The organism is Bradyrhizobium sp. CFUWI, assembly GCF_056429085.1.
Map to the genome: position 1 here is coordinate 95,944 of NZ_JBWJZE010000008.1, position 24,857 is coordinate 120,800.

The window sequence follows — 24,857 nt, forward strand, 5'->3', positions numbered from 1 at the left end:
TTAAATGCAAATGCATCTATATCGATGCAGTTGCATCTAACCGCCGGGACCATTGCCATGACCGCTTCCCTCAAACTCATCAGCCACAAGCTTTGCCCCTACGTGCAGCGCGCCGTGATCGCGCTGAAGGAGAAGGGCGTGCCGTTCGAACGGATCGACATCGATCTCGCCAACAAGCCGGACTGGTTTCTAAAACTCTCGCCGCTCGGCAAGGTGCCGGTGCTGGTGGTGACGACGGAGCAGGGCGAGGTCGCGCTGTTCGAGAGCAACGTGATCTGCGAGTACATCGAGGAGACGCAAGGCGGTGCGCGGCTGCATCCGGCGGATGCTCTCAAGCGGGCCGAGCATCGTGCCTGGATGGAATTCGGTTCGGCGATCCTCGGCGATCTCTGGGGCCTGGAGACGACGACCGATCCGGCGACCTTCGACAGCAAGCGTCAGGCGCTGGTGTCGAAGTTCGCGCGTGTCGAAGCCGCGCTTGGCGCAGGCCCCTTCTTCTCTGGCGAGCAATTCAGCCTTGTCGACGCCGTGTTCGCGCCGGTCTTCCGCTATTTCGATCTGTTCGACGAACTGACCGAGCACGGCATCTTCCGCGATGTCCCGAAAGTCCGGGCATGGCGCGCCGAACTGGCGAAGCGTCCGAGCGTCCGCACTGCTGTTGGTGAAGACTATCCGCAATTGCTGCGCGCCTTCCTCGCTCGCCACGACGCGCATCTGCTCAAGCTCGCGGCCTGAGCGCAACGCAAATGTCCTCATCTGTCGCATGGCTGATGCTGGTGGTCGCCGGTGCGCTCGATGTCGGCTGGGCGATCTCGATGAAGTATGCAGAAGGCTACACGCGCGTGGGCTGGAGCATCGTTTCGCTTGTGCTGCTCGCAGCGTTCGTCTTCCTGCTCGGGCGCGCCTTGAAAGTGCTCGAGGTCGGCGTCGCCTACTCGGTGTGGACCGGCATCGGGGCTGCCGGCACGTTCATCATGGGCGTCGTACTGTTCGGCGAGAGCTTGAGCGCGATGAAGCTTGCGGGCATCGCGCTCGTGTTGATGGGGATCGCCGCGCTCAAGCTTGCTTGAGCTGCACCCGTCAGCGCACGTTGGCCAGACGCATGTCGAGATAGGCCGTGATGGTCTCCATCAGCGGCTCGAGCTTGGCGTCGAAGAAGTGGTTGGCGCCGGGGATGATCTGCTGGTCGATCACGATGCCCTTCTGCGTCTTCAGCTTCTCGACCAGCGTGTTGACGTCCTTGGGCGGCACCACCGCGTCCTTCTCGCCGTGCACGATCAGGCCCGACGACGGGCAGGGGGCGAGGAACGAGAAGTCGTAGAGATTGGCCGGCGGCGCGATCGAGATGAAGCCCTCGACCTCGGGGCGGCGCATCAACAGCTGCATGCCGATCCAGGCGCCGAAGGAGAAGCCGGCGACCCAGCAGGCGCGCGCTTCGGGATTAATGGTCTGCGCCCAGTCGAGCGCTGCGGCGGCATCCGACAACTCGCCGGTGCCGTGGTCGAACGAGCCCTGGCTGCGGCCGACGCCACGGAAGTTGAAGCGCAGCACCGAGAAGCCGCGATGCGCAAAGGCGTAGTAACACTGGTACACGATCTGATGGTTCATCGTGCCGTGAAACTGCGGATGCGGATGCAGGATCATCGCGATCGGCGCGTTCTTCTGCTTGGCCGGGTGATAGCGACCCTCGAGGCGGCCGGCAGGGCCGGTGAAAATGACTTCAGGCATGGATGTCTCTGATTGAGTCCCTTGGAGGTGATCCCTGCGCAATCGTCCGATTGTGGCTCTCCCGGCGTTGCCGCCGCCGAGAGCACGGATGAAAGGTGGAGAGGCGCGCCCTCGGATGATGCGCGAGTGGCGCGCAGGTGAACTGACGCGCGCTTCTAACACGAGGCAAGGGTCAAAAAGCAAGCTTCTTCGACATCTCTCAATGGGCTCAAGAGCTTAGCCGGTCATGGCAGCGTCATGTCCGGCCTGCGGTCATGACTGGCATCAGCCTGAAACCAACCGGACCACGTCAGGAGCCGTCCGCTTCTCCGGAGGGCAGCGCTCAACCAATTGGAATCACGACTGTTTATGGATCGCTGGTCGATCGGCGGGGGCGATTCCGTCCGGGGCGGTTCGGCTTCCGAGCGAGGCGACCGCCGGCCGGTAGCGCCGGCTGCCCCCGAGCGTCTGGCCGTTGTCGAAGACGAGCTCGAAATCCCCGGACGCCTTGAGGTCCACGCCGCGCACTCGGTCGAGATTGGCAAGCTTGGTCCGATGAACGCGAACGATGGAAAAGCGCGCCAGCTCGCTTTCCGCAGCTGCCAGCGTGCCCCGGATCAGGTGCTGGGTGCCGTCGGCGAGGCTGTATTCGATGTAGTTGCCGGCCGACGCGACCCAGAGAATATCGCGCGGCACCACGCGAATGCGGCTGGTCCCGTCGCGCAACCAGATCACGTCGGGGGAGGGCTGTGGCGGGGCGGGTGGCGCGACGGCTGCGGCTGTCTTCAGCTCGCGCCGGCTTTCGAGCAGCCAGATCGTGCCGGCGATCAGGACGACGGTCACCGCGTCCTTGCGGAATTCATACAGGACCGTCGCGAGCGAAAAGCGGAAATCGTAGGCGCCACCGGCGAGCCAGAGCGCAAGCTTGCGCACCCAGACCATGCCGGTGATGTGGAGGGCCGAGAAGCCGAGCAGGGTGATCGCCCCGATTGCTGCACGGGCGGCGAGGCCGGGCGTTCGGCGCATGCGGCGGACCGCCAGCACCAGGATTGGCAGCAGCAGCAGGATGACGGAGATGCTCGACATCTCCCAGAACAGCCGCCGGCCGATGTCGTAGCTGTCGCCGCGCCAGGCCGCGTCCTGAGCGCCTGAGAATGCATTGACGATTCCGATCGCGAGCGCGACCGCCGCGATCGCAGCGAACGTCGTCCGGTCGGCCCCACTGATCCCAAAAGGCCCGCTATTCGTCCCAGCCGCCGGCGGCTCATCCCGTCGCGTCCGATTCTGATCCCAAACCGGCTCGACGCGCGGCGTCGGCGGAGCATTTTCGGTGTCAGCCATGGCCCGCAAACCGCGTTCGTCGTCCCGTCAAGGAGCAGAAAACCATGACAACACCACAGCAATTCCAAAGCTCGGACAGGCGCATCGATCTGGACTGGGTGCGGATTCTAGCGTTCGGACTGCTGATCTTCTACCACGTCGGCATGCTCTACGTGTCCTGGGGATTTCACATCAAGAGCGTGCACCGGCTGACCTGGCTGGAACCGGTGATGCTGTTCCTCAACCCCTGGCGGCTATCGCTGCTGTTCCTGGTGTCCGGGGTTGCCACCCGCTTCATGCTCGACAAATCGACCTTGGCCTCGCTTGCCGGTGCCCGGTCGGCCCGGCTCTTGATCCCGCTCATCTTCGGCATGCTCGCGATCGTGCCGCCGCAATCCTATCTCCAGATCGTCGAGAGCCTCGGCTATCCCGCGGGCTTTCTCGATTTCTATACCAGGCATTACTTCGCCTTCGGCGCGCAGTTCTGTCCGAACCCCTGCATCGTGCTGCCGACCTGGAACCATCTCTGGTTCGTGGTCTATCTGTGGGTCTACACGCTGGCCTTGATCGGCGTGCTCGCGCTGTGGCCGGCCGGCGCTGACTGGCTTGGCCGCAAGCTGGCCGGCGTGCTCGCCGGGCCATGGCTCCTGATTGCGCCTTGCGTGTTGTACGTGGCCTGGCGCCTGGTGCTGTTCCCGGCCTTCCCGTCGACGCATGCGCTGTTCGGCGACTGGTACAACCACGCCGACCACGCCACCGCCTTCCTGATCGGCTTCCTGCTCGCCAAGCAAGATGGGATCTGGCGCGAGCTCGAGCGGCGGCGCTGGGCGGCTCTGGCGGCTGCAGCGGCCTGCTTCTCGGCCTTCATCCTGGTTCGCGCCGGACTGTTTGCGCCGTCGCCCGCGCTGAAGTGGGCCGCCGCCTCGGCCTATGGTTGCTACCAATGGCTCGCGATCGCCGCCGTGCTGGGCTTTGCGCGACACCACCTCACCGCCGACAGCCCCGTGCGGCGCTATCTGACCGACGCGATCTTCCCGTACTACATCGTGCATCAGACCGCGATCATCGTGATCGCGCATGCATTGCGCGACAGCGGCCTTCCGGTTGGGGCCGAGGCCTCCATTGTCGTCATCGGGACCGCACTCACATGCGCTGCGACCTATGAAATGGTCCGGCGCATCGCTTGGCTGCGGCCGCTGTTCGGATTGCGGGCGCTGTCGCGGACGGTTGCCGCGACGGAGCAGCACCAGCCGGCCTGACGCACGCGGCCTCCGATTGGACGGATGGCAAAAGGTGCTAAGAGGGCAAGATGCCGACCCGTGTCTATCTCGACTGGAACGCGACCACGCCGCTGCGGCCCGAGGCCCGGGCCGCGATGGTTGCGGCCTTTGACCTGGTCGGCAACCCGTCGTCGGTCCATGCCGAAGGGCGGGAGGCGCGGCGATTGGTCGAGGAGGCCCGCGCCGAACTTGCCTTGGCGGTTGGCGCCTTGCCCCGGAACGTCGTCTTCACCTCGGCGGGAACCGAGGCCAATGCGCTGGCCCTGTCGCCGGGGTTGCGGGGACCGTCCGGCGGACCTGTCGAGCGGCTGCTGGTCTCGGCGGTCGAGCACGCCTCGGTGCTGGCGGGAGGCCGGTTCCCGGCTGACAGGATCGGTCTGATCCGCGTCACGCGGTCCGGCGTGGTCGATCTCGAACACCTGAAGGCACGGCTCGCGGACGGGCCGCCGGCGCTGGTCTCGATCATGGCCGCCAACAACGAGACGGGCGCGCTCCAGCCGGTCGCCGAGGCCGCACGGATCGTTCACGAGGCCGGTGGCCTCCTGCACGTCGATGCGATCCAGGCGCTAGGGAAGATCCCGTTCGACATCAAGACAGTAGGCGCCGACCTTGCGACATTTTCCGCGCACAAGATCGGCGGCCCCAAGGGCGTCGGCGCGCTGGTCGTGGCTGAGGGGATCGCCGGACTGGAGCCGGTGCTGCGGGGCGGCGGGCAGGAGCTCAACCGTCGCGCAGGAACCGAGAATGTCGCCGGCATCGCCGGCTTTGGCGCGGCGGTGAAAGTCGCGCTTCAGGCTCTGCCGGAGGATGCGGAGCGCATGACAACCCTTAGAATTCGTTTGGAAAATGGCATCCTTGGGATCGCGGGCGCAACCGTCTTCTCAGATGGCGTCGAGCGGTTGCCAAATACCGTCCTGTTCACGGCACCGGGTCTCAAGGCCGAGACCGCGGTGATCGGCTTCGACCTCGAAGGAATCGCCGTCTCCTCCGGCTCGGCCTGCTCCTCGGGCAAGGTCCAGCCGTCCCACGTTCTTTCGGCCATGGGCTTCGACCCCGCGGTGGCGCAGGGAGCGGTGCGTCTCAGTCTGGGCTGGTCCACGGAACCAGATCACATTAACAGGGCGTTGGAGGCTTGGCGAAAGCTCGGTAATACCCTACTTAAGAGCTAAGCGATGAAACACGGCTTGAACGGTTCTAAGCCCGTGCTTTCCGCAGAGAAATATCGTAATACTCGACCGAGTTTGATCCACCGCGGTCCTTGAAACCGCGAGCGGAGGATGGAATGCCAGCCGTACAAGAGACGGTCGAGCGCGTGAAGCGCATCGACGTCGACCAGTATCGTTATGGGTTTGAGACCCTGATCGAGTCCGACAAGGCCCCCAAGGGGCTGTCGGAAGAGACCGTCAAGTTCATCTCCGAGAAGAAGAACGAGCCCGCCTGGATGCTCCAGTGGCGGCTCGAAGCCTATCGGCGCTGGCTGACCATGCAGGAGCCGACCTGGGCCCGCGTCGACTATCCCAAGATCGACTTCCAGGACCTCTATTACTATTCGGCGCCGAAGCCGAAGAAGACGGTCACCTCGCTCGACGAGATCGATCCGGAGATCCTGAAGACCTACGAGAAGCTCGGCATCCCCTTGCGGGAAGTCGCCATGCTCGAAGGCGTCGAGCCGAAGGTGGGCGAGGAAGATCCCGCCCGCCGCAAGATCGCGGTCGACGCAGTGTTCGATTCGGTCTCGGTGGCGACCACGTTCAAGGCGGAGCTGAAGAAGGCCGGCGTGATCTTCATGCCGATCTCGGAAGCGATCCGCGAGCACCCCGAGCTGGTGCAGAAATATCTGGGATCGGTGGTGCCGACCTCGGATAATTTCTATGCGACGCTGAACTCGGCGGTGTTCTCCGACGGCTCGTTCGTCTACGTGCCGCCAGGCGTGCGCTGCCCGATGGAGCTGTCGACCTATTTCCGCATCAACGAGCGCAACACCGGCCAGTTCGAGCGCACGCTGATCATCGCCGACAAGGGCTCTTACGTCTCCTACCTCGAGGGCTGCACCGCGCCGCAGCGCGACGAGAACCAGCTGCACGCCGCCGTGGTCGAGCTCGTCGCGCATGACGATGCCGAGATCAAATATTCGACGGTGCAGAACTGGTATCCCGGCAACTCGGAAGGCAAGGGCGGCATCTACAATTTCGTCACCAAGCGTGGCGATTGCCGCGGCAACAATTCCAAGATCTCCTGGACCCAGGTCGAGACGGGTTCGGCGATCACCTGGAAATATCCGAGCTGCATCCTGCGCGGCGACAATTCCCGCGGCGAGTTCTACTCGATCGCGATCTCGAACGGCTTCCAGCAGGTCGATTCCGGCACCAAGATGATTCACCTCGGCAAGAACACGTCGAGCCGGATCATCTCCAAGGGCATCGCCGCCGGCAGGTCGCAGAACACTTATCGCGGCCTCGTCACAGCGCATCGGAGAGCAACCGGTGCCCGCAACTTCACCGCCTGCGATTCGCTCTTGATCGGCGACAAATGCGGCGCGCACACCGTGCCGTACATCGAGGCCAAGAACTCGTCGGCGACGTTCGAGCACGAGGCCACGACCTCGAAGATCTCCGAGGACGTGCTGTTCTACTGCGTCCAGCGCGGGCTCAGCCAGGAAGAGGCGGTCGGCCTCGTCGTCAACGGCTTCGTCAAGGACGTGCTGCAGCAGCTGCCGATGGAGTTCGCGGTGGAAGCCCAGAAGCTGATCTCGATCTCGCTTGAAGGGTCGGTCGGCTAGCTCGGACCTCGTCCTGAGGAGGCCGCGCAAGCGGCCGTCTCGAAGGATGGATACCGGAAAGATTGGTGGCCTCAATCCTTCGAGACGCGCCTTTCGGCGCTCCTCAGGATGAGGAGATAGATGGAAAGAAAATAAAATTATGGCTCTGCTTGAAGTGAAAGACCTCAAGGTTCGTGTCGAGGAGCGTGAGATCCTCCACGGGCTGACGCTGACCGTGAATGAAGGCGAGGTGCATGCGATCATGGGGCCGAACGGCTCCGGCAAGTCGACGCTCTCGCACGTCATCGCCGGCAAGCCCGGCTACGAGGTCACCGACGGCCAGATCCTGTTTAGGGGCGAGGACCTCCTGGAGATGGAGCCGAACGAGCGCGCCGCCAAGGGCGTGTTCCTGGCGTTCCAGTACCCGGTCGAAATTCCCGGCGTTGCCACCATGAACTTTCTGCGCACGGCGCTGAACGCCCAGCGCAAGGCGCGCGGCGAGGATGAGTACTCGACGCCGGACTTCCTCAAGAAGGTCCGCGAGGTCTCGAAGTCGCTGAACATCCCGCAGGACATGCTCAAGCGCGGCGTCAATGTCGGCTTCTCCGGCGGCGAGAAGAAGCGCAACGAGGTGCTGCAGATGGCGCTGTTCGAGCCGAGCCTGTGCATTCTCGACGAGATGGATTCGGGCCTCGACATCGACGCGCTGCGCATTGCGGCCGACGGCGTCAATGCGCTGCGCTCGCCGAAGCGCGCGATGGTCGTGATCACCCACTATCAGCGGCTGCTCAACTACATCGTGCCTGATGTCGTGCACGTGATGTCGAAGGGCCGTGTCGTGAAGAGCGGCGGCAAGGAGCTGGCGCTGGAGCTGGAAGCGTCCGGCTACGCCCAGTTCGAGGACGCCGCGTAAGGATTGTTTGCAATGAACGTTGCTGTGGCAAAGACCGGAAAGGGCCGCGCGGTGAGCGATCTCTTCACCAGCGCCGAGGGCCGGCTGCCGGGTTCGCCCGCGGTCACCGCCGTGCGCCGCGAGGCGTTCGAGACTTACGAGCGTCTCGGCCTGCCGCACCGCCGGATCGAGGAATGGAAGTACACCGACCTGCGTGCGCTCGTCGGCGAAGTGCTGCCGCTTGCGGCCAGCCCCGATGTGGCCGCGTTGCAGCGCGCCGCGGACGCGGTGAAGGTGCATGCGATCGATGGCGCCCGCAAGCTGGTGCTGGTCGATGGCGTGTTCGCGGCCGATCTGTCCGACGTGAAGGCGCTTGTCGCCGAGGCAGGCTTCAAGACCCTGCGTGAGGCGCTGGACAAGGACGCTGGTCTGCTGCAAACCGCGTCCCTTGATGCCGTGATTGCGCTCAACGCGGCGATGGCGACCGACGGTGTCGTCTTGTCGATCGCCGATGGCGCCAAGCTGTCCGCGCCGATCCAGATCATTCACATCGCGACCGCCGGGTCAGTGTCGGCGTTCACCCGTTCGCAGGTCGCGGTCGGGAAGGGCGCTCGCGCCACCATCGTCGAGACTTTCGTTGCGGCGGACGCCAAGGCCTACCAGGTCAACGACGCCGTCCTCGTCTCGGTCGGGGATGATGCCGACGTCGCCCACATCCGTCTGATGGACGATGCGCCTGACGCGGTGAACGTCACCTCGCATTTCGTCACTATCGGCGCCAACGTGAAGTACAATTTCTTCAACATGACCACCGGCGCTGCGGTGAGCCGTCTGCAGGGCTTCATCACACTGGCGGGCGAGGGCAGCGAGCTCTCGGCCAACGGCGTCAACCTGTTGCAGAAGACCGAACATGGCGACACCACGCTGGTGGTCGACCACGCCGTGCCGAACTGCGTCAGCCGCGAGATCTTCCGCGCGGTGGTCGACGACCGCGGCCACTCGGTGTTCCAGGGCCGCATCATCGTCCGTCCCGACGCGCAGAAGACCGACGGCAAGATGATGACCCGTGCGCTGCTGCTCTCGGACGAGGCCGAGGCGGACAACAAGCCCGAGCTTGAGATTTTTGCCGACGACGTCTCCTGCGGCCATGGCGCCACCGCCGGCGCGCTCGACGACAGCCTGCTGTTCTATCTGAAGGCCCGCGGCCTGCCGGAGAAGCAGGCCCAGGCGCTGCTGATCCAGGCGTTCGTGGGCGAGGCGATCGAGCAGATCGCCGACGATGGTTTGCGCGAGCATGTGATCGGCATGGCCGAGCGCTGGCTGGAGCGGCGGTCATGAGCACGCATCCGGCAGTCAAGAACGGCGCCTATGACGTCGCGCGCGTGCGCCAGGATTTCCCGGCGCTCGCTTTGCAGGTCTACGGCAAGCAGCTGGTCTATCTCGACAATGCCGCCTCGGCGCAGAAGCCGCAGTCGGTGCTCGATCGCATGACGCAGGCCTATACGAGCGAATACGCCAACGTGCATCGCGGCCTGCATTACCTCGCCAATGCCGCGACCGAAGCCTATGAGGGCGGCCGTACCAAGGTCGCGCAGTTCATCAACGCGCCGCGCACCGAAGAAGTGATCTTCACTCGCAACGCGACGGAGGCGATCAACCTGGTCGCGTCGTCCTGGGGCGGGCCGAACGTCAAAGAGGGCGATGAGATCGTCATCTCGATCATGGAGCACCATTCCAACATCGTGCCCTGGCATTTTCTCAGGGAGCGCCAGGGTGCCGTGATCAAATGGGCGCCGGTCGACGACGAGGGCAATTTTCTCATCGACGAGTTCGAGAAGCTGCTGACGCCGAAGACCAAGCTGGTCGCGATCACCCAGATGTCGAACGCGCTCGGAACCATCGTGCCGGTCAAGGAGGTCGTCAGAATCGCGCACGCGCGCGGCATTCCCGTGCTGGTCGACGGCAGCCAGGGCGCGGTGCATCTGCCGGTCGACGTCCAGGACATCGGCTGCGACTTCTACGTCTTCACCGGCCACAAGGTGTACGGGCCGACCGGCATCGGCGTGCTCTGGGCCAAGTATGACCACCTCGTCGCGATGCGCCCCTTCAACGGCGGCGGCGAGATGATCCGTGAGGTTTCGCGCGATGTCGTCACCTATGGCGATCCCCCGCACAAGTTCGAGGCGGGCACGCCGGCGATCGTCGAGGCCGTCGGCCTTGGCGCGGCCATCGACTACGTCAACTCGATCGGCAAGGAACGCATCGCCGCGCACGAGGCCGATCTCACCACCTACGCCCAGGATCGCCTGCGCGAGATCAACTCGCTGCGGCTGATCGGCACGGCCCGAGGCAAGGGCCCGGTGATCTCCTTCGAGCTCAAGGGCGCGCACGCCCACGATGTCGCGACCGTGATCGACCGCCAGGGCATCGCGGTGCGCGCCGGCACCCATTGCGTGATGCCGCTTTTAGAGCGGTTCAACGTGACGGCCACCTGCCGGGCCTCGTTCGGCATGTATAATACGCGGGAAGAAGTCGATCATCTGGCACAGGCGCTGTTGAAGGCGCGGGATTTGTTCGCATGAGTGACACGGCCGAAATCAAAGCCAATCCGATGGAGACCCATTCGGCGCTGCCGCCGGAGGAGACCGAGCGGTTGACCCGCGAGATCATCGCCGGGCTCAAGACCGTGTTCGATCCGGAAATTCCCGCCGACATCTACGAGCTCGGCCTGATCTACAAGGTCGAGATCAAGGACGACCGCTCGGTCGACGTGCAGATGACGCTGACGACGCCGAACTGTCCGGCCGCCGGCGAGTTGCCGACCATGGTCGAGAACGCGGTCGCCAGCGTTCCCGGCGTCGGCGTGGTCGACGTCAAGGTCGTTTGGGAGCCGCCGTGGTCGCCCGAGCGCATGAGCGACGAGGCCCGCCTCGTCCTCAACATGTGGTGACATAACCCCGGCATTGAATTCGTTCCGCAACGGACCAGATAAACAAGATGACCCAGGTGACCCCAGTGTCCACTCCGAAGCCGCGGCGACCGCGCCCGCAGGTGATGCGGCTGACGGATGCGGCCGCCCAGCGCATCACCGAGCTGACCCAGCGTGCGGATTCCGAGATCGTCGGCTTGCGCGTCGGCGTGAAGAACGGCGGCTGCGCCGGCCAGTCCTACACGGTCGAATATGCCCACGAGATCCGGCCGACCGATGAGGTCGTCGAGGACAAGGGCGTCAAGATCCTGGTCGATCCCAAGGCCGTGCTGTTCCTGCTCGGCACCGAGATGGACTACAGGGCCGACAAGATGCAGGCCCAGTTCGTCTTCAACAACCCCAACCAGATCTCCGCCTGCGGCTGCGGCGAGTCGGTCGAGCTGCGGCCGGCCAAGATCGACGGGTAGTTTCGTCTCCCACACGCCTTTCTCGTGTCCCGGACGCGCTGCAGCGCGCTGCGCTGCTGCGCAGAGCCGGGACCCACGCTATATTTCCGGCGTCGAGGACTGGGCCCCGGCTCAGCAGCGCAGCGTTAGACGCTGCGCTGCGTCCGCGGCACGAGGGAGCATGCGCATGGACCGCGAATTCCTGATCGACCTGTTCGCCGATTTCGGCCCCGTCACCATCCGCAGGATGTTCTCCGGCTACGGTATCTCCGCCGACGGCGTCAATTTCGCCCTGTCCTTGCGCGCCGGCCTGTTCTTCCGCGCCGACGAGACGACCATTCCTGATTTCGAGGCCGACGGCTCAAAACCGTTCCAGTACTCGACCCGCGTCAAGACCGTGGTGGTCAACTCCTATTGGGAGCTGCCGGCACGTCTGTTCGACGATTCCGAGGAGTTCGCGCAATGGGCGAGGGCGGCACTCGCCGCCGCCCAGCGCGCCAAGGTGAAGACCCGGCCGAAGAAGAGAGCGGCGAGCAAGGTCGCGCCGAAGAAGTCGGTGGCCAAGAAGACGGCCAGGACGCCAGCCAAGACAACGGTGCGTAGGGCGGGCAAAGCGCCTCGTCCGCCGGTTCTCGCAGAGCGAAGGCGGAAGCGTGCCCACCGTTCGAAATAGTCACGACGAGATGGTGGGCACGGCGCGTTACGCCTGCCCACCCCACGAGATCTGAAACTAATCCGCGGTCTTGGTCAGGCCGACCCGCATGTCCTTTGCCGTGAACACGCTTACGCCGTCGGCCAGGACGCGCCCGTCGGCGATTCCGAGCACCAGCTTGCCGCGCCGGACCATGCGCATCGCGACCTCGTAGCGAACGCTCTTCGTGTCCGGCGTGACGGTGCCGGTGCACTCCACTTCGCCGACGCCGATGGCGCGGCCTTTGCCCGGTGAGCCCGACCAGCCGAGCCAATAGCCGATCATCTGCCACATGGCGTCGAGGCCGAGCGTCGGCGGCATCATCGCGTCGCCGCGATAGTGGCAATCGAAGAACCAGTGGCTTGGTGTGATGTCCAGCTCGCCGACGATATGGCCCTTGCCGAATGCGCCACCGTCCAGGCTGATTTCCGTGATGCGATCCATCATCAGCATCGGCGGTGCCGGCAATTGCGCGTTGCCCGGGCCGAAATAGCCGCCTTCGCTCGATCTCAGCAGCTCGGCTCTGGTGTAGGACGGTTGCGGTGTATGGAAATCGTGGGGGGTGGGCAAGACGACAAAACCTTTGCGGGCTCGGGCTCAGGCGGCCAATTGGCAGATGTTGTTCACCGCGGAATAATGTCAAGCGGCAGTGCCGTAGGGTGGGCAAAGGCGCATAGCGCCGTGCCCACCGAAAGTCCGTGGGCACGCTCCGCTTTGCCCACCCTACGGCAGTTGATGGAAACCTACGCCACGCGGCTGTGCGACTCGACCGCGTATTCCGGATCGGCTTCGCAGATCACCCGGTTGCGGCCGTTGCGCTTGGCGGCGTAGAGGCAGGCATCGGCGCGCTCGATCAGGGCGTCGGTGTCGTCGCCCGGCTTGAGCATGGAGACTCCGACGGAGATGGTGACGCGGCCGAGGATCTCGCCGGTGGACTTCTTCTTCAATTCCTTCGCCATCACCGCGCGGCGGATGTGGTCGGCCACCGTGAGGGCTTGCCGCAGCGCCGTGTTGGGCAGCACGACCGCGAATTCCTCGCCGCCATAGCGCGCGGTGATGTCCTGGCCCTTGATGGTCTGCTTCAGCGACAGGCCGACGAGCCGCAGCACCTGGTCGCCGGTGAGATGTCCGTAGGAATCATTGAACGACTTGAAGTGATCGATGTCGAACAGCAGCAGCGACAGCGGCTCGCCCGAGGCGAGCGCGCTCTGCACGGCCATGTCGATCATGCGGTCGAAATACTTGCGGTTTCCAAGGCCGGTGAGTGGATCGGTCAGGCTCTCGGCGCGGATCGCCTCCAGGCTCTGCTGGAGATTGCTGATCTCGTTCTTCGACAGCGTCAGGCGGTCTTCCAGCGCCTTGTTGGTCTCGCGCATCTCGCTGGTCGAGCGCAGCAGCGTTTCGACGATCGTCTTGATCTGGTCGCGGCTCTTGGCCGACGACAGCTTCGCGGCCGCGCCAGACAGCGTGGCATCGTAGGAGCCGGTCATGCCGAGTGCGTCGCTCAAGACCCTCATCACGTCGTCGATCTCGCCGATGACGCGCGCGCCGACCTTGTCGATGCGGTCGGTGGTCTTGATGTGGGAGAGATAGGTCTCGTAGATCTGCTCGAGGTCGGCCTCGGTCAGCTTGCCGCTGCGCGCCAGCGTTTCGTTGACGATCTTGTTGAGCGGCGCGTTGTAGCCGGTGGCGTAGACATACCAGATCTCGTAATTGCGGGGAATCGCCGTCTGCCGAAGCGATCGGATCTGACCGAGCGCCACTTCGGCGAACGCCATCGTGCGTTCGTGTTCGTCGAGCACCTTGACCACGGAACATACCCCACAGCGGTCGGAGCGCCGGCGACCGCAGCAATGCTTAAATTATGTTCGTAGGCTAACGGACGATCGTGAACGCCCCGTAAATATACGTTCACGAAACGTCTAAAAACGTGTGTTTCCTGTTTCAGCAACCGAAATCTGGAGCGCGCCCCGCGCTTCAGGCGCCGGCGGGAGAGCGGACCGGGCGCAGCAGGAATGCCGGAAGATGTGAGTGGTCGCCCGGCTCGGCGTCGGCCTCGCGATGGCGGCGCGGCTCGGGGCGGCCGATCGACGGCACATGCGAATTATTGGCCTGCACGGGCTGGCGCGCGTCGTGGCGCGGCTCCGCCTTGCGCTTGTCGTCGGACCGATGCCGCGCTTCAGAGGGCTGCCTTGCGTCCGAAGCGTGCCTGGCCTCTGAAGAGTGCCTTGTCTCCGAAGAGTGCCTTGCCTCGCCACGCGCCTCGCGCGGCTCGTGGCTGCGCTCACGGTCGCGGCCGCGCTGCGGCTTGCCGCGTCCGCCGCGGGAACGTTCGCGGCCACGCGCCTCGCGCGGACGCTCGGTCCCGTCGGAGGATTCAGCCTGGATTTCGTAGTCGCCTTCGGCGCGCGGAATGCTCTGGCCGATCAGCTTTTCGATGGCCACCATCGACTTCTGGTCGAGCGGCGTCACGATCGAGATCGCGGTGCCGGTGCGGCCGGCACGGCCGGTGCGGCCGATGCGGTGGACGTAATCGTCGGCATGATGCGGGACGTCGAAATTGAAGACGTGGCTGACCTCGGGAATGTCGAGGCCGCGGGCCGCGACGTCGGAGGCGACGAGCAGCGGCAGCTCGCCCTTGCGGAATTGCTCGAGTGCGGCCGTGCGGGCCGACTGATCCATATCGCCGTGCAACGCGCCGACGCTGAAGCCGTGCTTCTGCAGCGATTTGTGAACGACCGCGACCTCGCGCTTGCGATTGCAGAAGATGATCGCGTTCTTGAGATCCTTGGCCTCGCGCAGCAGGCGGCGCAGCAGCTCGCGCTTCTCGTGCGCCTCGCGGCCGGCAGGCACCTGGACCTGCGTGACGGTGACGGCGGCGGTGGCGGGCTTGGAGACCTCGACCTTCTGCGGATTGTGCAGGAAGGTTTCAGTGATGCGCCGGATCTCCGGCGGCATGGTCGCGGTGAAGAAAAGAGTCTGCCGTGTGAACGGGACGAGCTTGCAGACGCGCTCGATGTCCGGGATGAACCCCATGTCCAGCATGCGATCCGCTTCGTCGATGACGAGCAGCTCGACGCCGGTGAGCAGGAGGCCGCCGCGCTCGGTGTGGTCGAGCAGGCGGCCGGGGGTTGCGATCAGCACGTCGACGCCGCGCGTCAGCTTGGCATCCTGGTCGCCGAAGGAGACGCCGCCGATCAGCAGGGCGACGTTCAGTTTCTGCCCGGCGCCGTAGCGGTCGAAGTTCTCCTTGACCTGGGCCGCGAGCTCGCGGGTCGGCTCGAGGATCAGTGTGCGGGGCATACGTGCCCGGGCGCGCCCTTTTTCGAGGATGGTGAGCATCGGCAGCACGAAGGCCGCGGTCTTGCCGGTGCCGGTCTGGGCGATGCCGAGCACGTCCTTGCGTGCGAGGACGTGGGGGATCGCCTGTTCCTGGATGGGGGTCGGGGTGGTGTAACCGGTGGCCGCCACTGCGGCGAGGACTTTTTCGGATAGTCCGAGATTTGAGAAGGACATTGAGCCTCTGGTCGAAACCGCCGTTCGGAATCGAGGGTAATAAGGCTGTCGCGTTCCACCCCGAAACGGCGCGCTCTCAAAGAAGCTGGGGGTGCTGACTCACGCGAACAAAGCGCAAGGCTCAGGAATCGCTCTTCGATCTGAGCCGCGTCGCCCCGGAACATAGGCGGGAATCGGCCAAAGTCAATGGAGCAGGCGCGGGAAGATCCTAAAAAACCTGAGGTTTTTGCCCAAATCTCGGGCGCTCCTAGGGTTTTCCGGCCGCGCATGAATCGAGCGAGGTTCCAGGCTCGGCGGCTAACGCCGATCCGAGCCCTGGGCCCGGAAGTCGCCGGGGGCCATGCCATAGGCGGCGTTGAAGACCCGGTAATAGGTCGCCAGGCTCTCGAAGCCGCAGGAGGCCGCGATATCGGCGATCAGCCGCTCGGGCGCCTCGCGCATCAGGCGGCGGCTCTGTTTCAGGCGTTCATCCGTCACGGTCTGCGAGAAGGTCTTTTCCGCGGTCTCGAACAGCATGTGCAGGTGGCGCACGGATATTCCGAGCTCGTCGGCGACCACCGTCGGCGCCAGATGCGGGTTCTGCAGATGGCGCGCGATCAGGCGGCGAGCCTGGGCGAGGCGGGCGGTCCGCAGCGCGGCCTGTCCGCGCCGGCTGCCGGGCCTGACGATGCCGCGCTCGATCAGCGCCAGATGGGCCAAAGCCTGGACCAGGGAGGTCGCATCGTCGGCGCCTTGATCCCTGGAGGCTTCGCCGAGTTCGGCAAAGCAGGCTTCGAGCAGGGGCGCCAGGGTGGGATCGCCGAACGTGCGGGGCGCAAGCTCGCGCATGCGCTTGTCCTGCCCCGGGATGATGCTCACGGGGATCTTCAGGATCCGGAGGTGGAAGCCCCCGTCGCCCAGCGGCGCGGTGCGGTAGGGCAGGTCGGTATGGCTGGTCGCGAAGCTGCCGTTGGCAATTGCAAAGTCGCTTCCGCGCAGCCCGCCGAACCAGCCGCCGCTGCCGAGCTGCTGGTAGACGCAGATGGCGTCACCCGGCGCGTCGGCGATGTCGGAGCTGCTGCGTTCGACCGCGTAGGGCGAGGCCTTGAGCTCGACGAGGCCGGCGCCGCCCAGCTGGCGCAACGAAAATTCGCCGAAGAAGTCCGCGCGGCGTTCGCGCGCGAGCTCGGCGGTGACGCCGAACAAGCCCTTGGAACGCACCTCGCGCCAATAGTCGAAGCGATCATTCGGCGCGACCTCGTCGGTACACCAATACACGGCAACCCCCGCTTGTAGCGCAATGCGCCAGAATGAGCAGATTCCGCGGGAATCTGCCATAGCCGGATCATGGATTCGGAGCCCAGGTCCCTTGAACCGTCGTTACGCCTGGGCCGACTATCACACAGCGGGCGGGGGGTCCAATGAACCGCCGTTCGAAGGAAGCGGCCTCTCCGCCGTTCTGCAACGGGAAATTTGCGATGACGCGTCGGCTTTTCAGAATTCTGGCGGCCCTTGGCCTTGCGGCGGGCCTGAGCGGCTTTGCGCTTCCCGCTTATGCCGAGAAGCGCGTTGCGCTGGTCGTCGGCAACAACGACTACAGGAACGTCCCGAAGCTGCTCAAGGCGGTCAACGACGCCCGGACCATGGGTGACACGCTGAAGCAGCTCGGCTTCTCGGTGATGGTCGCGGAGAACCAGAGCCGGCAGCAATTCTCCGAGACGCTGCTCGCCTTCGACAAGGCGATCGAGCCCGGCGATACCGCGTTCTTCTTCTACGCCGGCCACGGTTTCGAGATCGCCGGCCAGAACTATCTACTGCCGACCGACGTGCCTGCGGCGACGGAAGGGCAGGAAGAGCTGGTGCGCGACGCCTCGATCCTGGCCGACCGCATCGTCGAGCGACTGCAGAACAAGAAAGCGCGCACCTCGATCCTGGTGTTCGACGCCTGCCGCAACAACCCGTTCGAGCGCAAGGGCACCCGCGCGGTTGCCGGTGCCGGCGGGCTTGCGCCGATGATGCAACTGCCCGAAGGCGTGTTCTCGGTGTTCTCGGCTGGTCCCCGCCAGACCGCGCTCGATCGTCTGTCCAATGACGACACCAATCCCAATTCGGTGTTCACGCGCACCTTCGCCAGGGAGCTGCTCCAGCCCGGCGAGAACCTCGTGCAGGTGGCGCAGCGCACCCGCCGCGCCGTCAGCGAGATGGCCGATACCGTCAAGCACAGGCAGGTGCCGGTCTATTTCGATCAGATGGTCGACGACGTTTTCCTGAGCGGCACGGCGAAGGACGCCGCCGCGCGCCCGGCCGATCCGCCGCCGCAGAAGCTCGCCGCACTGCCGCCGGTGTCGGTGCCGCAGCTGCCGAAGGAGGTGACCACCAACGCGCCGATCGCGAGCTTCTCGCGGCACAATGGCGGCTGGAGCGTTACGTTCTCGTTCGCCGACCCGACGCTCGGCATTTCCTGGCGCATCGCCGGCAAGGGTGATTTCCGCGAGACCGGCTTCATCGACACGCTCGATCCGCGCACGCGCAAGCGGATGCCGAACCCGTCGATCGAATTGCCGTCGGACGCGCAGGCCGGCACTATCGAGGTCCGCTATGTCGACCAGTCCGGCGACATGCAGGGGCCGTTCCCGATCCGGTTCGATCCCGAGGCCGCGCTGATCCGCGACCAGCGCAAGATCCTCGACATGACTTCGACGAGCTGGCTGTCGTTCCGCGAGTTCAACGGGCTGCTGGTCTACTACACGCACCTCGTGTCCTACCGCTGCGCCATCCGCGAGGTGCGCATCGGCATCGACACCGCCGTGCCCAACCAGGTGCTGAAGATGCCGCCCTGCGACATGCGCGATCCCAGCGCCATCAGCGCCGGCATGCCGCTCTACATGAAGCTCGCGCCAAGCACGCAGTCCGTCTCGGTGGAGCTGACCTACCGCGACGGCAGCGTGTCCGAGATCAAGAGCTTTCGCAGCGCGAACCGCAGCAATAATTGAGGGCGATGGTCGGCGGATACGGATCGGAAGAGGAACAACTCCTGGTGTCCTGGATTGTCTGCCCAAACCAGGGAGATGATCCATGATCCGCAAGTCCATCCTCGTAGCCTTCGCATGCGCTGCGCTTTCGACGACCGTACTCGCTCAGGGCGGTGGCGGAGCAGGCGGCGGCGGTGGAGCGGGTGGCGGTGCCAGTGCCGGTGCTGCGGCCGGAACGGGGACCGGCGGCGCGGGATCGGCGGCCAGCTCGGGCGCCGGAATGGGCACATCCTCCAGCAGCGCCAATTCGGGGCCGTCGGCTCCTTCGGGGATGGGGATTCACGGCACCACGACCGGGGCCAACGTCAACACCAATACCGGCCAGATCAATCCGAACGTTCGGTCCCCGACTGCGAACGGCACCTCGCCATCGGCCGCGCAAGCTGAACGGAACGCAGGTGTCGGTCATGCGCCGAACGGCTTGCCGATCGGCAGTCCGGGCACCGGCACCAGCAATGAAGATCAGAAATAGGCAGGTGCTGTGCAGATAGGCCCGCGTGGTACGGGCCTATGTTGCCTCGCAAGCGGCGACCGGCGGCGCTGACGCGAACGGCCGCGCCGGCAAAGCTAGACCCGCGGCTCGCTCTCTTCCGCATCGCGGCTTCGGCGCGTGCGCAGATAGACCAGCGCGATGTTGATGGCGAGCCAGGCTGCCACGCCTGCAAGCAACCATGCCACGTTGAACGTTCCCTCTGGTACCCTTTTGGGGCGTATATCCCCGTTTTAACAACTGGGTGAGCGGCTTATTCCCGGGGGTCGGAGGGGCCGGCGCGATCCAAGCTGTGGGCCGGCGTTCGACAACCCGGCTCCAAATTCAGGCGCGGTTCGCCGGGAATCGGCGCTACATTATCCGCCATATCTCGATCGTACTCGCATCGCGGATCGTGGCTGCAATGACATCCGAACAACCATCAAGCCGGACGAAAAAGGTCCGCTGCTGCGTCGTCGGCGGCGGACCTGCCGGCATGATGCTCGGCTATCTCCTGGGGCGGGCCGGCATCGAGGTCGTGGTGCTGGAGAAGCACGCGGATTTCTTCCGCGATTTTCGCGGCGACACCGTGCATCCCTCGACGCTTCAGGTGATGGACGAACTCGGCCTGATCGAGGGCTTCCTGAAGCTGCCGCATCAGCGCCTGCAGAAGATGGACGGCCTGTTCGGCGGCACGCCGGTGCGCATCGCCGATCTTTCGCGACTCCGCACCAAATACCCCTTCATCGCCTTCATGCCGCAATGGGACTTCCTGAACTTCCTGCGCGAGGCCGGCCGGCGCTTTGCCTCGCTCGAGGTGATGATGAGCACCGAGGCGGTCGATCTGATCCGCCGCGGCGAGACCATCGCCGGCGTGCGCGCGCAGACGCCTGATGGCCCCATCGACATCGAAGCCGATCTCACCGTCGCATGCGACGGCAGGCATTCGACGGTGCGCGAGCGCTCGGGGCTCGCGGTCGAGGAGATCGGCGCGCCGATGGACGTGCTGTGGTTCCGCGCCGGTCGCAACGCCGAGGAGACCGAAAACGTGTTCGCGCGCGTCGAGCCCGGCAAGATGATGATCACCTTCGATCGCGGCGATTATTGGCAATGCGCCTATGTCATCGCCAAGGGACAGCATCAGGCGGTGAAGGCGAGGGGGCTGCAAGCGCTGCTGGACGACGTCGTGCGGATGGCCCCGGTCCTCAGATCCGGGATTGCCGACGTGAAGAGCTTTGACGACGTCAAGCTGCTGACCGTCGCGATCAACCGCTTGCCGCGCTGGACGCGGCCGGGCCTGCTTTGCATCGGCGATGCCGCGCATGCGATGTCGCCGGTCGGCGGCGTCGGCGTCAATCTCGCCGTGCAGGATGCGGTCGCGACCGCCAATCTGCTGGCGGACAAGCTGCAGCGCGGCTGCCCCTCCGAGAACGAGCTCGATGCCGTCAGGCGTCGCCGCGAGTTCCCGGTGAAGATGACGCAGCGCATGCAGGTGCTCGTGCAGAACAACATCATCAGCGGCGCCCTGAGGAGCGGCGACCGGCCGCTGAAGGTGCCGCTGATCGTGCGCCTCATCACCGCGCTGCCATGGCTCCAGGGCATTCCGGCGCGCCTGCTGGCGCTCGGCGTGCGGCCTGAGCACGTGCGTTCGAAGGCCGCGCCGGCGCCGTAGCGCAGCACTTCGGTAGGGATAACATCGCGTTAAATCGCACGGCGGGCGTTGCGGGTCTGCAACAGCGCGGGCGGATTTGCGGACCTGAGCGGCCGGCGCGCCGCGTTAACTGTGTTGATTCGAATTTTAGTAACACCCGTCTGTGACCGTGCGCCCATCAAAGGACACGGGGTGTACCATGCGTAATAAATTGATTGCCGCCTTCGCCTGCACGACCGCTCTGGTTTCGACCGGCGCTGCCTCCGCCGCCGATCTCGGTGCGCGCTACACGAAGGCGCCCGCCTATGTCGAGCCGCTGTTCACCTGGACCGGCTTCTATGTCGGCGGCCACATCGGCGGCGCATGGACCAATGAGCAGTTCATCAACAACGGCACCGGCGCGCCGTTCGGCGATCTTGTCCCCGGCGAGGGCTTCCGTCAGCGCAAATCGGGCATCATGGGCGGCGCCCAGATCGGCTACAACTGGCAGGCCAACAACTACGTGTTCGGCATGGAAGGCACGATCTCCGGGCTCGACAACAAGGGCACGATCACGAACACCGTGTTCGGGGCCGGGGACGACGTGTTCTCCTGGCGCGCCAACGTGCTCGCGACCGTCGTCGGCCGCGCCGGCTTCGCGGTGCAGAACAACCTCTTCTATATCAAGGGCGGCTATGCCGGCGTGAACAACCGTCTCTCGGTTACCGATACCGCGGGTGTGGCGACGGGCTCGGGCGGACAGACCCACTGGGCCAACGGCTGGACGGTCGGCGCCGGCTGGGAATACGGCGTCACCCGCAACTGGATCGTCGGCCTCGAATACAATTACGCTGCCTTCGGCAGCCAGACCTATCAGCTCGGCGGCACGGCGGGGAACTACACCTTCGACGCCAAACCGCGCGATATCCAATGGGCCGTCGTGCGCGCGAGCTACAAGTTCGACGCCCCGACTATCGCCCGTTACTGAGCACGTCGACGCAACGCGACCAACGATCAAAAAAAGCACCGCAAAATTCAAAAAGCCCCGGCTTGGTCCGGGGCTTCTTTTTTGCGCATGAGAAACGTCAATATCACAGACCCTTGCGTGATCCGAATGCCACTTTCTCCTAAATAGCGCACGGGGACCGGAGCGCAGGGCGAATTCGCCTCGCGGCGCAACCGGCGCGACGTATAACTTCGCTAATAGACCATTTCGCTTCGTTGCAACTTTTTCTGGAGCAATATCGATGAAAAGGGCTTTGGCTTTCGCAGGAATGATGTCTCTTTTGGTCGGCGCGCCCGGCGTCGCGACGGCAGCCGACATGGCAGTCAAGGCCGCGCCGATCGCGCCGCCGGTGGCCCTGTACAACTGGACCGGCTTCTACATCGGCGGGTTCGGCGGATATGGCTGGGGCGACCACGATCGCATCAACGACATCGGTTTTGCGAACAGCTACAGCTCGAGCGGCGCCATCGCCGGCGGCCTCGCCGGCTACAACTGGCAGATCAGGAATTTCGTGCTCGGCGTCGAAGGCGATCTCGCCTGGGCCGACATTAAGGGCGACGACAATTTCGTCGGCGGAACCAGGGACGAGACCACGCTGCGCTGGGTCGGCACCATTCGCGGCCGGGCGGGCATCGCGTTCGACAAATGGCTGCTCTTCGCAACGGGCGGCTGGGCCTATGGCGAGCAGCGCCACGTGAACACGAATCTTGGCGTTGGAGTTGATGCCTTCTCATCGAACACCAACGGCTGGACGGCGGGTGCGGGCGTGGAATACGCATTCGCGCCGAACTGGCTCGGCAAGGTCGAATATCGCTATTACGATTTCGAGCGCTATCACCGCGGCGGCGCGCCGCTGGTCACGCCCAACGGCAATGTTCCCTACAGCGTCGCCAGCCAGTACCATACCGTCACGCTCGGCGTCAGTTACAAGTTCGGCGGACCCGTGATGGCGAAGTACTGATCGCGCCAGGCTTTGGACGCAAAAGCCCCGGCAGGGATGCCGGGGCTTTTTTCATGCGTCGCGTCGCCTGCGCCTCAGGCCATCACTGAGAAGCCGCCATCGACGGGGATCGCGGTGCCCGTGACGAAGTTCGACGCGGGCGATGCCAGGAACACGGCGATGCCGGCAAAGTCGTCGATGTCGCCCCAGCGTCCCGCAGGCGTGCGCGCCAGCACCCGCTCGTGCAATCCCGACACCTGCTGCCGCGCGCCGCGGGTGAGGTCGGTATCGATCCAGCCCGGCAGGATTGCATTGACCTGGATGTTGTCGGGCGCCCAGGCATTGGCGCAGGCGCGCGTGTACTGCACGATGCCGCCCTTGCTCGCCGCATAGGCGGCGGCGAAGCTCGCACCGAAGATCGACATCATCGAGCCGATGTTGATCACCTTGCCGTTGCCGGACGCCTTCAAGGCCGGATAGGCGAGCTTCGAGCACAGGAAGGCGCTGGTGAGGTTGGTGTCGATCACCTTGTTCCACTCGTCGAGCTCGAGCTCGTGCGGCGGCTTGCGGATGCTGATGCCCGCATTGTTGATGAGAACGTCGATGCGGCCGAGCTCCTTGGTGACGCGGTCGATCATGGCCGCGACGGCCGCCTTGTCGGTCACGTCAGTGGTCACGGCGATCGCCTTCACGCCGCGCTGCCTGAGATCGGCCACCGCGGCGGCGGACTTGGTCTCGTTGCGCCCAACGACGGCGATGTCGGCGCCGGCATCTGCAAGGCCGCGCGCCATGCCGAGCCCGATGCCGCCATTGCCTCCCGTGACGATCGCGACCTTGCCGCGGAGATCGAACCGGCTGGATGTCATGCTCTTATTCCCTGGTTTCTTCTATCGGTTGCTCTGCCAGATCAGCACCAGCCCGAAGCCGGCCATGGCGGCGCCATAGCCGGCCCATTGCAGCTGGTTGACCATGAAGCTCGACCGCGGCCACGGAACGGTGCCCGTGCCCTGTCCGATCCAGAGCAGGCCGAGGGCAGTTGCAAACAGGCCTGCGACGAGCAGAAATCTGCGCATGCATTCCTCCCATCGGTCCGCTTCTGTCGCGCGCGACGATGAAGGATCCCCGGCGCCGAAAGCTTGGGCGCACAGTAACCGTAGGTTCGGTGTGGATACAATGCCGGCACCGGCGCAGGAGGGACGAAGCGTATTCCCGAAACGAAAAAGCCCCGGCGATGCCGGGGCTTTGACGTTTGATCGTGAGATCAGATCAGTACTTCGCGACGACCGGACCGGTCCAGTTGAAGCGGTAGACCAGCGAGGTCGAGATCGTCTGGTTCCAATGGTTGGCGCGGACGCTGTTGACGAGCGGCACGTTACCGGCATCGAGGAGCTCGGTTTGGGTCTTGGCGTTGTAGAAGGCCGAACGGTATTCGGTCTTCATGAACCAGCCGGGCGAGGTGATGCCGAAGATGTTCAGGCTGTTCTCGACGCCGCCGCCGATGAACCACCCATGGCGATCATAGCTATTGAGGTGAACACCGACCGGAGTACCGCCCAGCGTCGTGAAGTTGGTGCGGCCGAAGTGGGCGCCGGAGTAACCGCCGTTGACGTAGGAGAGAACGTTCGGAGCGACCAGCCAGCCGAGGCGCACGCCCGCGGCCCAAGAGGTTTCCAGCTTCTGGTTACCAGTGATGTCGAAGATCGGATCCTGGATGGTGGAGCGGATGCTGCCGAACTGAGCGTCGCCAAACACGCCGGCAACCCAGGTGCCGCTGAACTGCCAATCGTAACCAGCGCCGACCGTACCAAACCAACCTGAGCCACCTTGACGCTGAGTGATCGTCAGCGGGGTACCCGAGACGGTGTCGACAATCTGCTGGTCGGCATTGGAGAGCCCACCGCCGCCGCCGCCGAACACGTAGAAGCCGGTCCAGTTGGCGACGGGCGCCGGCATCGGGGCCTTCACGTAGGGACGGGCACCCAGGTCGGCGGCCGAGGCCGAACCGGTCATTGCGGCAACCGCGGTCAGAGCGAGCAAAATCTTCTTCATGTCAAAATCCCCAACCTTGGTCTGTCGTAGCAGGCGCGAGCGCACTGAAGTTCGTGTCATCTGATGACCTGAACTATAGACGTTTCCTCCCGAAATGCTGTTGCCGGGCAGGCACAGTCGCCGGAAAACGCCGGGAAGCGCGCATTTGCGGCCTGAATGCCTATATCAGAAATAATTACGTAAATTCAAAGACTTGTTCAGATTTTCACGTCG

The 24,857-nt window shown here is 64.7% G+C and carries 25 protein-coding genes; 16 read left to right on the top strand and 9 right to left on the bottom strand.

The window, feature by feature from the left end:
• Positions 1-57: 57 nt before the first annotated feature.
• Together AC066S_RS18855 and AC066S_RS18860 are read left to right on the top strand one after the other, a co-directional pair.
• The gene (locus tag AC066S_RS18855; RefSeq protein ID WP_126261635.1) at positions 58-735 is read left to right on the top strand and encodes a glutathione S-transferase family protein; all 678 of its coding nucleotides are present in this window, start codon (positions 58-60) and stop codon (positions 733-735) included.
• A gap of 11 nt (positions 736-746) precedes the next feature.
• Positions 747-1,070, top strand: coding sequence for a DMT family transporter (locus AC066S_RS18860; protein WP_135167566.1), 324 nt, complete (start codon positions 747-749; stop codon positions 1,068-1,070).
• Between the two features lie 10 nt (positions 1,071-1,080).
• Here AC066S_RS18860 and AC066S_RS18865 read toward each other — a convergent pair whose 3' ends face one another.
• Positions 1,081-1,728 (bottom strand): alpha/beta hydrolase, encoded by a 648-nt coding sequence (locus tag AC066S_RS18865; protein WP_024337874.1) that lies wholly within the window; start codon positions 1,726-1,728, stop codon positions 1,081-1,083.
• A gap of 336 nt (positions 1,729-2,064) precedes the next feature.
• Positions 2,065-2,793, bottom strand: coding sequence for a LytTR family DNA-binding domain-containing protein (locus tag AC066S_RS18870; protein WP_478270306.1), 729 nt, complete (start codon positions 2,791-2,793; stop codon positions 2,065-2,067).
• Positions 2,794-3,092: 299 nt separating this feature from the next.
• Between AC066S_RS18870 and AC066S_RS18875 the strand changes: the two genes are divergently transcribed.
• The 9 genes from AC066S_RS18875 to AC066S_RS18915 all read left to right on the top strand — a co-directional run bounded on the left by AC066S_RS18875 (position 3,093) and on the right by AC066S_RS18915 (position 12,005).
• Positions 3,093-4,286 carry an acyltransferase family protein gene (locus tag AC066S_RS18875; RefSeq protein ID WP_478270307.1) on the top strand — a complete coding sequence of 398 codons (1,194 nt, stop codon included), beginning with the start codon at positions 3,093-3,095 and terminating at the stop codon, positions 4,284-4,286.
• A gap of 50 nt (positions 4,287-4,336) precedes the next feature.
• Positions 4,337-5,476 carry a cysteine desulfurase family protein gene (locus AC066S_RS18880; protein WP_478270308.1) on the top strand — a complete coding sequence of 380 codons (1,140 nt, stop codon included), beginning with the start codon at positions 4,337-4,339 and terminating at the stop codon, positions 5,474-5,476.
• A gap of 113 nt (positions 5,477-5,589) precedes the next feature.
• A complete protein-coding gene (gene sufB / locus AC066S_RS18885; protein ID WP_478270309.1) occupies positions 5,590-7,086 on the top strand; it encodes a Fe-S cluster assembly protein SufB in 1,497 nt (498 codons plus the stop codon).
• Between the two features lie 139 nt (positions 7,087-7,225).
• On the top strand, positions 7,226-7,978 hold the full coding sequence (sufC, locus tag AC066S_RS18890; protein ID WP_126261516.1) for a Fe-S cluster assembly ATPase SufC: 753 nt from the start codon (positions 7,226-7,228) through the stop codon (positions 7,976-7,978).
• Between the two features lie 12 nt (positions 7,979-7,990).
• The gene (sufD, locus tag AC066S_RS18895; RefSeq protein ID WP_478270310.1) at positions 7,991-9,295 is read left to right on the top strand and encodes a Fe-S cluster assembly protein SufD; all 1,305 of its coding nucleotides are present in this window, start codon (positions 7,991-7,993) and stop codon (positions 9,293-9,295) included.
• Positions 9,292-10,539, top strand: coding sequence for a cysteine desulfurase (locus AC066S_RS18900; RefSeq protein WP_135171296.1), 1,248 nt, complete (start codon positions 9,292-9,294; stop codon positions 10,537-10,539). Before sufD ends, AC066S_RS18900 begins: the two co-directional genes overlap by 4 nt.
• The gene (locus tag AC066S_RS18905; RefSeq protein WP_018641712.1) at positions 10,536-10,907 is read left to right on the top strand and encodes an SUF system Fe-S cluster assembly protein; all 372 of its coding nucleotides are present in this window, start codon (positions 10,536-10,538) and stop codon (positions 10,905-10,907) included. The genes AC066S_RS18900 and AC066S_RS18905 overlap by 4 nt, the downstream gene beginning before the upstream one ends.
• A gap of 47 nt (positions 10,908-10,954) precedes the next feature.
• Positions 10,955-11,353, top strand: coding sequence for a HesB/IscA family protein (locus AC066S_RS18910; protein ID WP_126261513.1), 399 nt, complete (start codon positions 10,955-10,957; stop codon positions 11,351-11,353).
• A 166-nt stretch (positions 11,354-11,519) separates the two neighbouring features.
• Entirely contained in the window at positions 11,520-12,005 is a 486-nt protein-coding gene (locus AC066S_RS18915; protein WP_478270311.1) for a TfoX/Sxy family protein, read from the top strand.
• 57 nt (positions 12,006-12,062) lie between these two features.
• On the opposite strand, the gene fabA is transcribed toward AC066S_RS18915, so the two are convergent.
• The 4 genes from fabA to AC066S_RS18935 all read right to left on the bottom strand — a co-directional run bounded on the left by fabA (position 12,063) and on the right by AC066S_RS18935 (position 16,796).
• Positions 12,063-12,593, bottom strand: a complete 531-nt coding sequence (gene fabA, locus AC066S_RS18920; protein ID WP_478270312.1) for a bifunctional 3-hydroxydecanoyl-ACP dehydratase/trans-2-decenoyl-ACP isomerase — start codon at positions 12,591-12,593, stop codon at positions 12,063-12,065.
• Positions 12,594-12,766: 173 nt separating this feature from the next.
• Positions 12,767-13,834: a GGDEF domain-containing protein gene (locus AC066S_RS18925; protein ID WP_478270313.1), complete on the bottom strand. Its 1,068-nt coding sequence runs from the start codon at positions 13,832-13,834 to the stop codon at positions 12,767-12,769.
• Between the two features lie 166 nt (positions 13,835-14,000).
• Entirely contained in the window at positions 14,001-15,539 is a 1,539-nt protein-coding gene (locus AC066S_RS18930; RefSeq protein ID WP_478270314.1) for a DEAD/DEAH box helicase, read from the bottom strand.
• 297 nt (positions 15,540-15,836) lie between these two features.
• Entirely contained in the window at positions 15,837-16,796 is a 960-nt protein-coding gene (locus tag AC066S_RS18935) for a helix-turn-helix domain-containing protein (RefSeq protein WP_478270315.1), read from the bottom strand.
• Between the two features lie 200 nt (positions 16,797-16,996).
• Between AC066S_RS18935 and AC066S_RS18940 the strand changes: the two genes are divergently transcribed.
• The 5 genes from AC066S_RS18940 (at position 16,997) to AC066S_RS18960 (ending at position 22,616) form a co-directional block, all read left to right on the top strand.
• Positions 16,997-18,511, top strand: a complete 1,515-nt coding sequence (locus AC066S_RS18940; protein WP_478270316.1) for a caspase family protein — start codon at positions 16,997-16,999, stop codon at positions 18,509-18,511.
• Positions 18,512-18,593: 82 nt separating this feature from the next.
• Positions 18,594-19,022: a hypothetical protein gene (locus tag AC066S_RS18945; RefSeq protein WP_135167241.1), complete on the top strand. Its 429-nt coding sequence runs from the start codon at positions 18,594-18,596 to the stop codon at positions 19,020-19,022.
• Between the two features lie 421 nt (positions 19,023-19,443).
• Complete coding sequence (locus AC066S_RS18950) at positions 19,444-20,691, top strand: FAD-dependent oxidoreductase (RefSeq protein ID WP_135171291.1); 1,248 nt, start codon at positions 19,444-19,446, stop codon at positions 20,689-20,691.
• A gap of 178 nt (positions 20,692-20,869) precedes the next feature.
• Positions 20,870-21,637, top strand: coding sequence for an outer membrane protein (locus AC066S_RS18955; RefSeq protein WP_135171290.1), 768 nt, complete (start codon positions 20,870-20,872; stop codon positions 21,635-21,637).
• Between the two features lie 286 nt (positions 21,638-21,923).
• The gene (locus AC066S_RS18960; protein ID WP_167767760.1) at positions 21,924-22,616 is read left to right on the top strand and encodes an outer membrane protein; all 693 of its coding nucleotides are present in this window, start codon (positions 21,924-21,926) and stop codon (positions 22,614-22,616) included.
• 74 nt (positions 22,617-22,690) lie between these two features.
• On the opposite strand, the gene AC066S_RS18965 is transcribed toward AC066S_RS18960, so the two are convergent.
• The 3 genes from AC066S_RS18965 to AC066S_RS18975 form a co-directional block, all read right to left on the bottom strand.
• Positions 22,691-23,461 carry an SDR family NAD(P)-dependent oxidoreductase gene (locus AC066S_RS18965; RefSeq protein WP_135171288.1) on the bottom strand — a complete coding sequence of 257 codons (771 nt, stop codon included), beginning with the start codon at positions 23,459-23,461 and terminating at the stop codon, positions 22,691-22,693.
• Positions 23,462-23,482: 21 nt separating this feature from the next.
• Complete coding sequence (locus tag AC066S_RS18970) at positions 23,483-23,668, bottom strand: hypothetical protein (RefSeq protein WP_126261501.1); 186 nt, start codon at positions 23,666-23,668, stop codon at positions 23,483-23,485.
• A gap of 193 nt (positions 23,669-23,861) precedes the next feature.
• Positions 23,862-24,644, bottom strand: coding sequence for an outer membrane protein (locus AC066S_RS18975; RefSeq protein WP_164719065.1), 783 nt, complete (start codon positions 24,642-24,644; stop codon positions 23,862-23,864).
• Between the last annotated feature and the right edge of the window lie 213 nt (positions 24,645-24,857).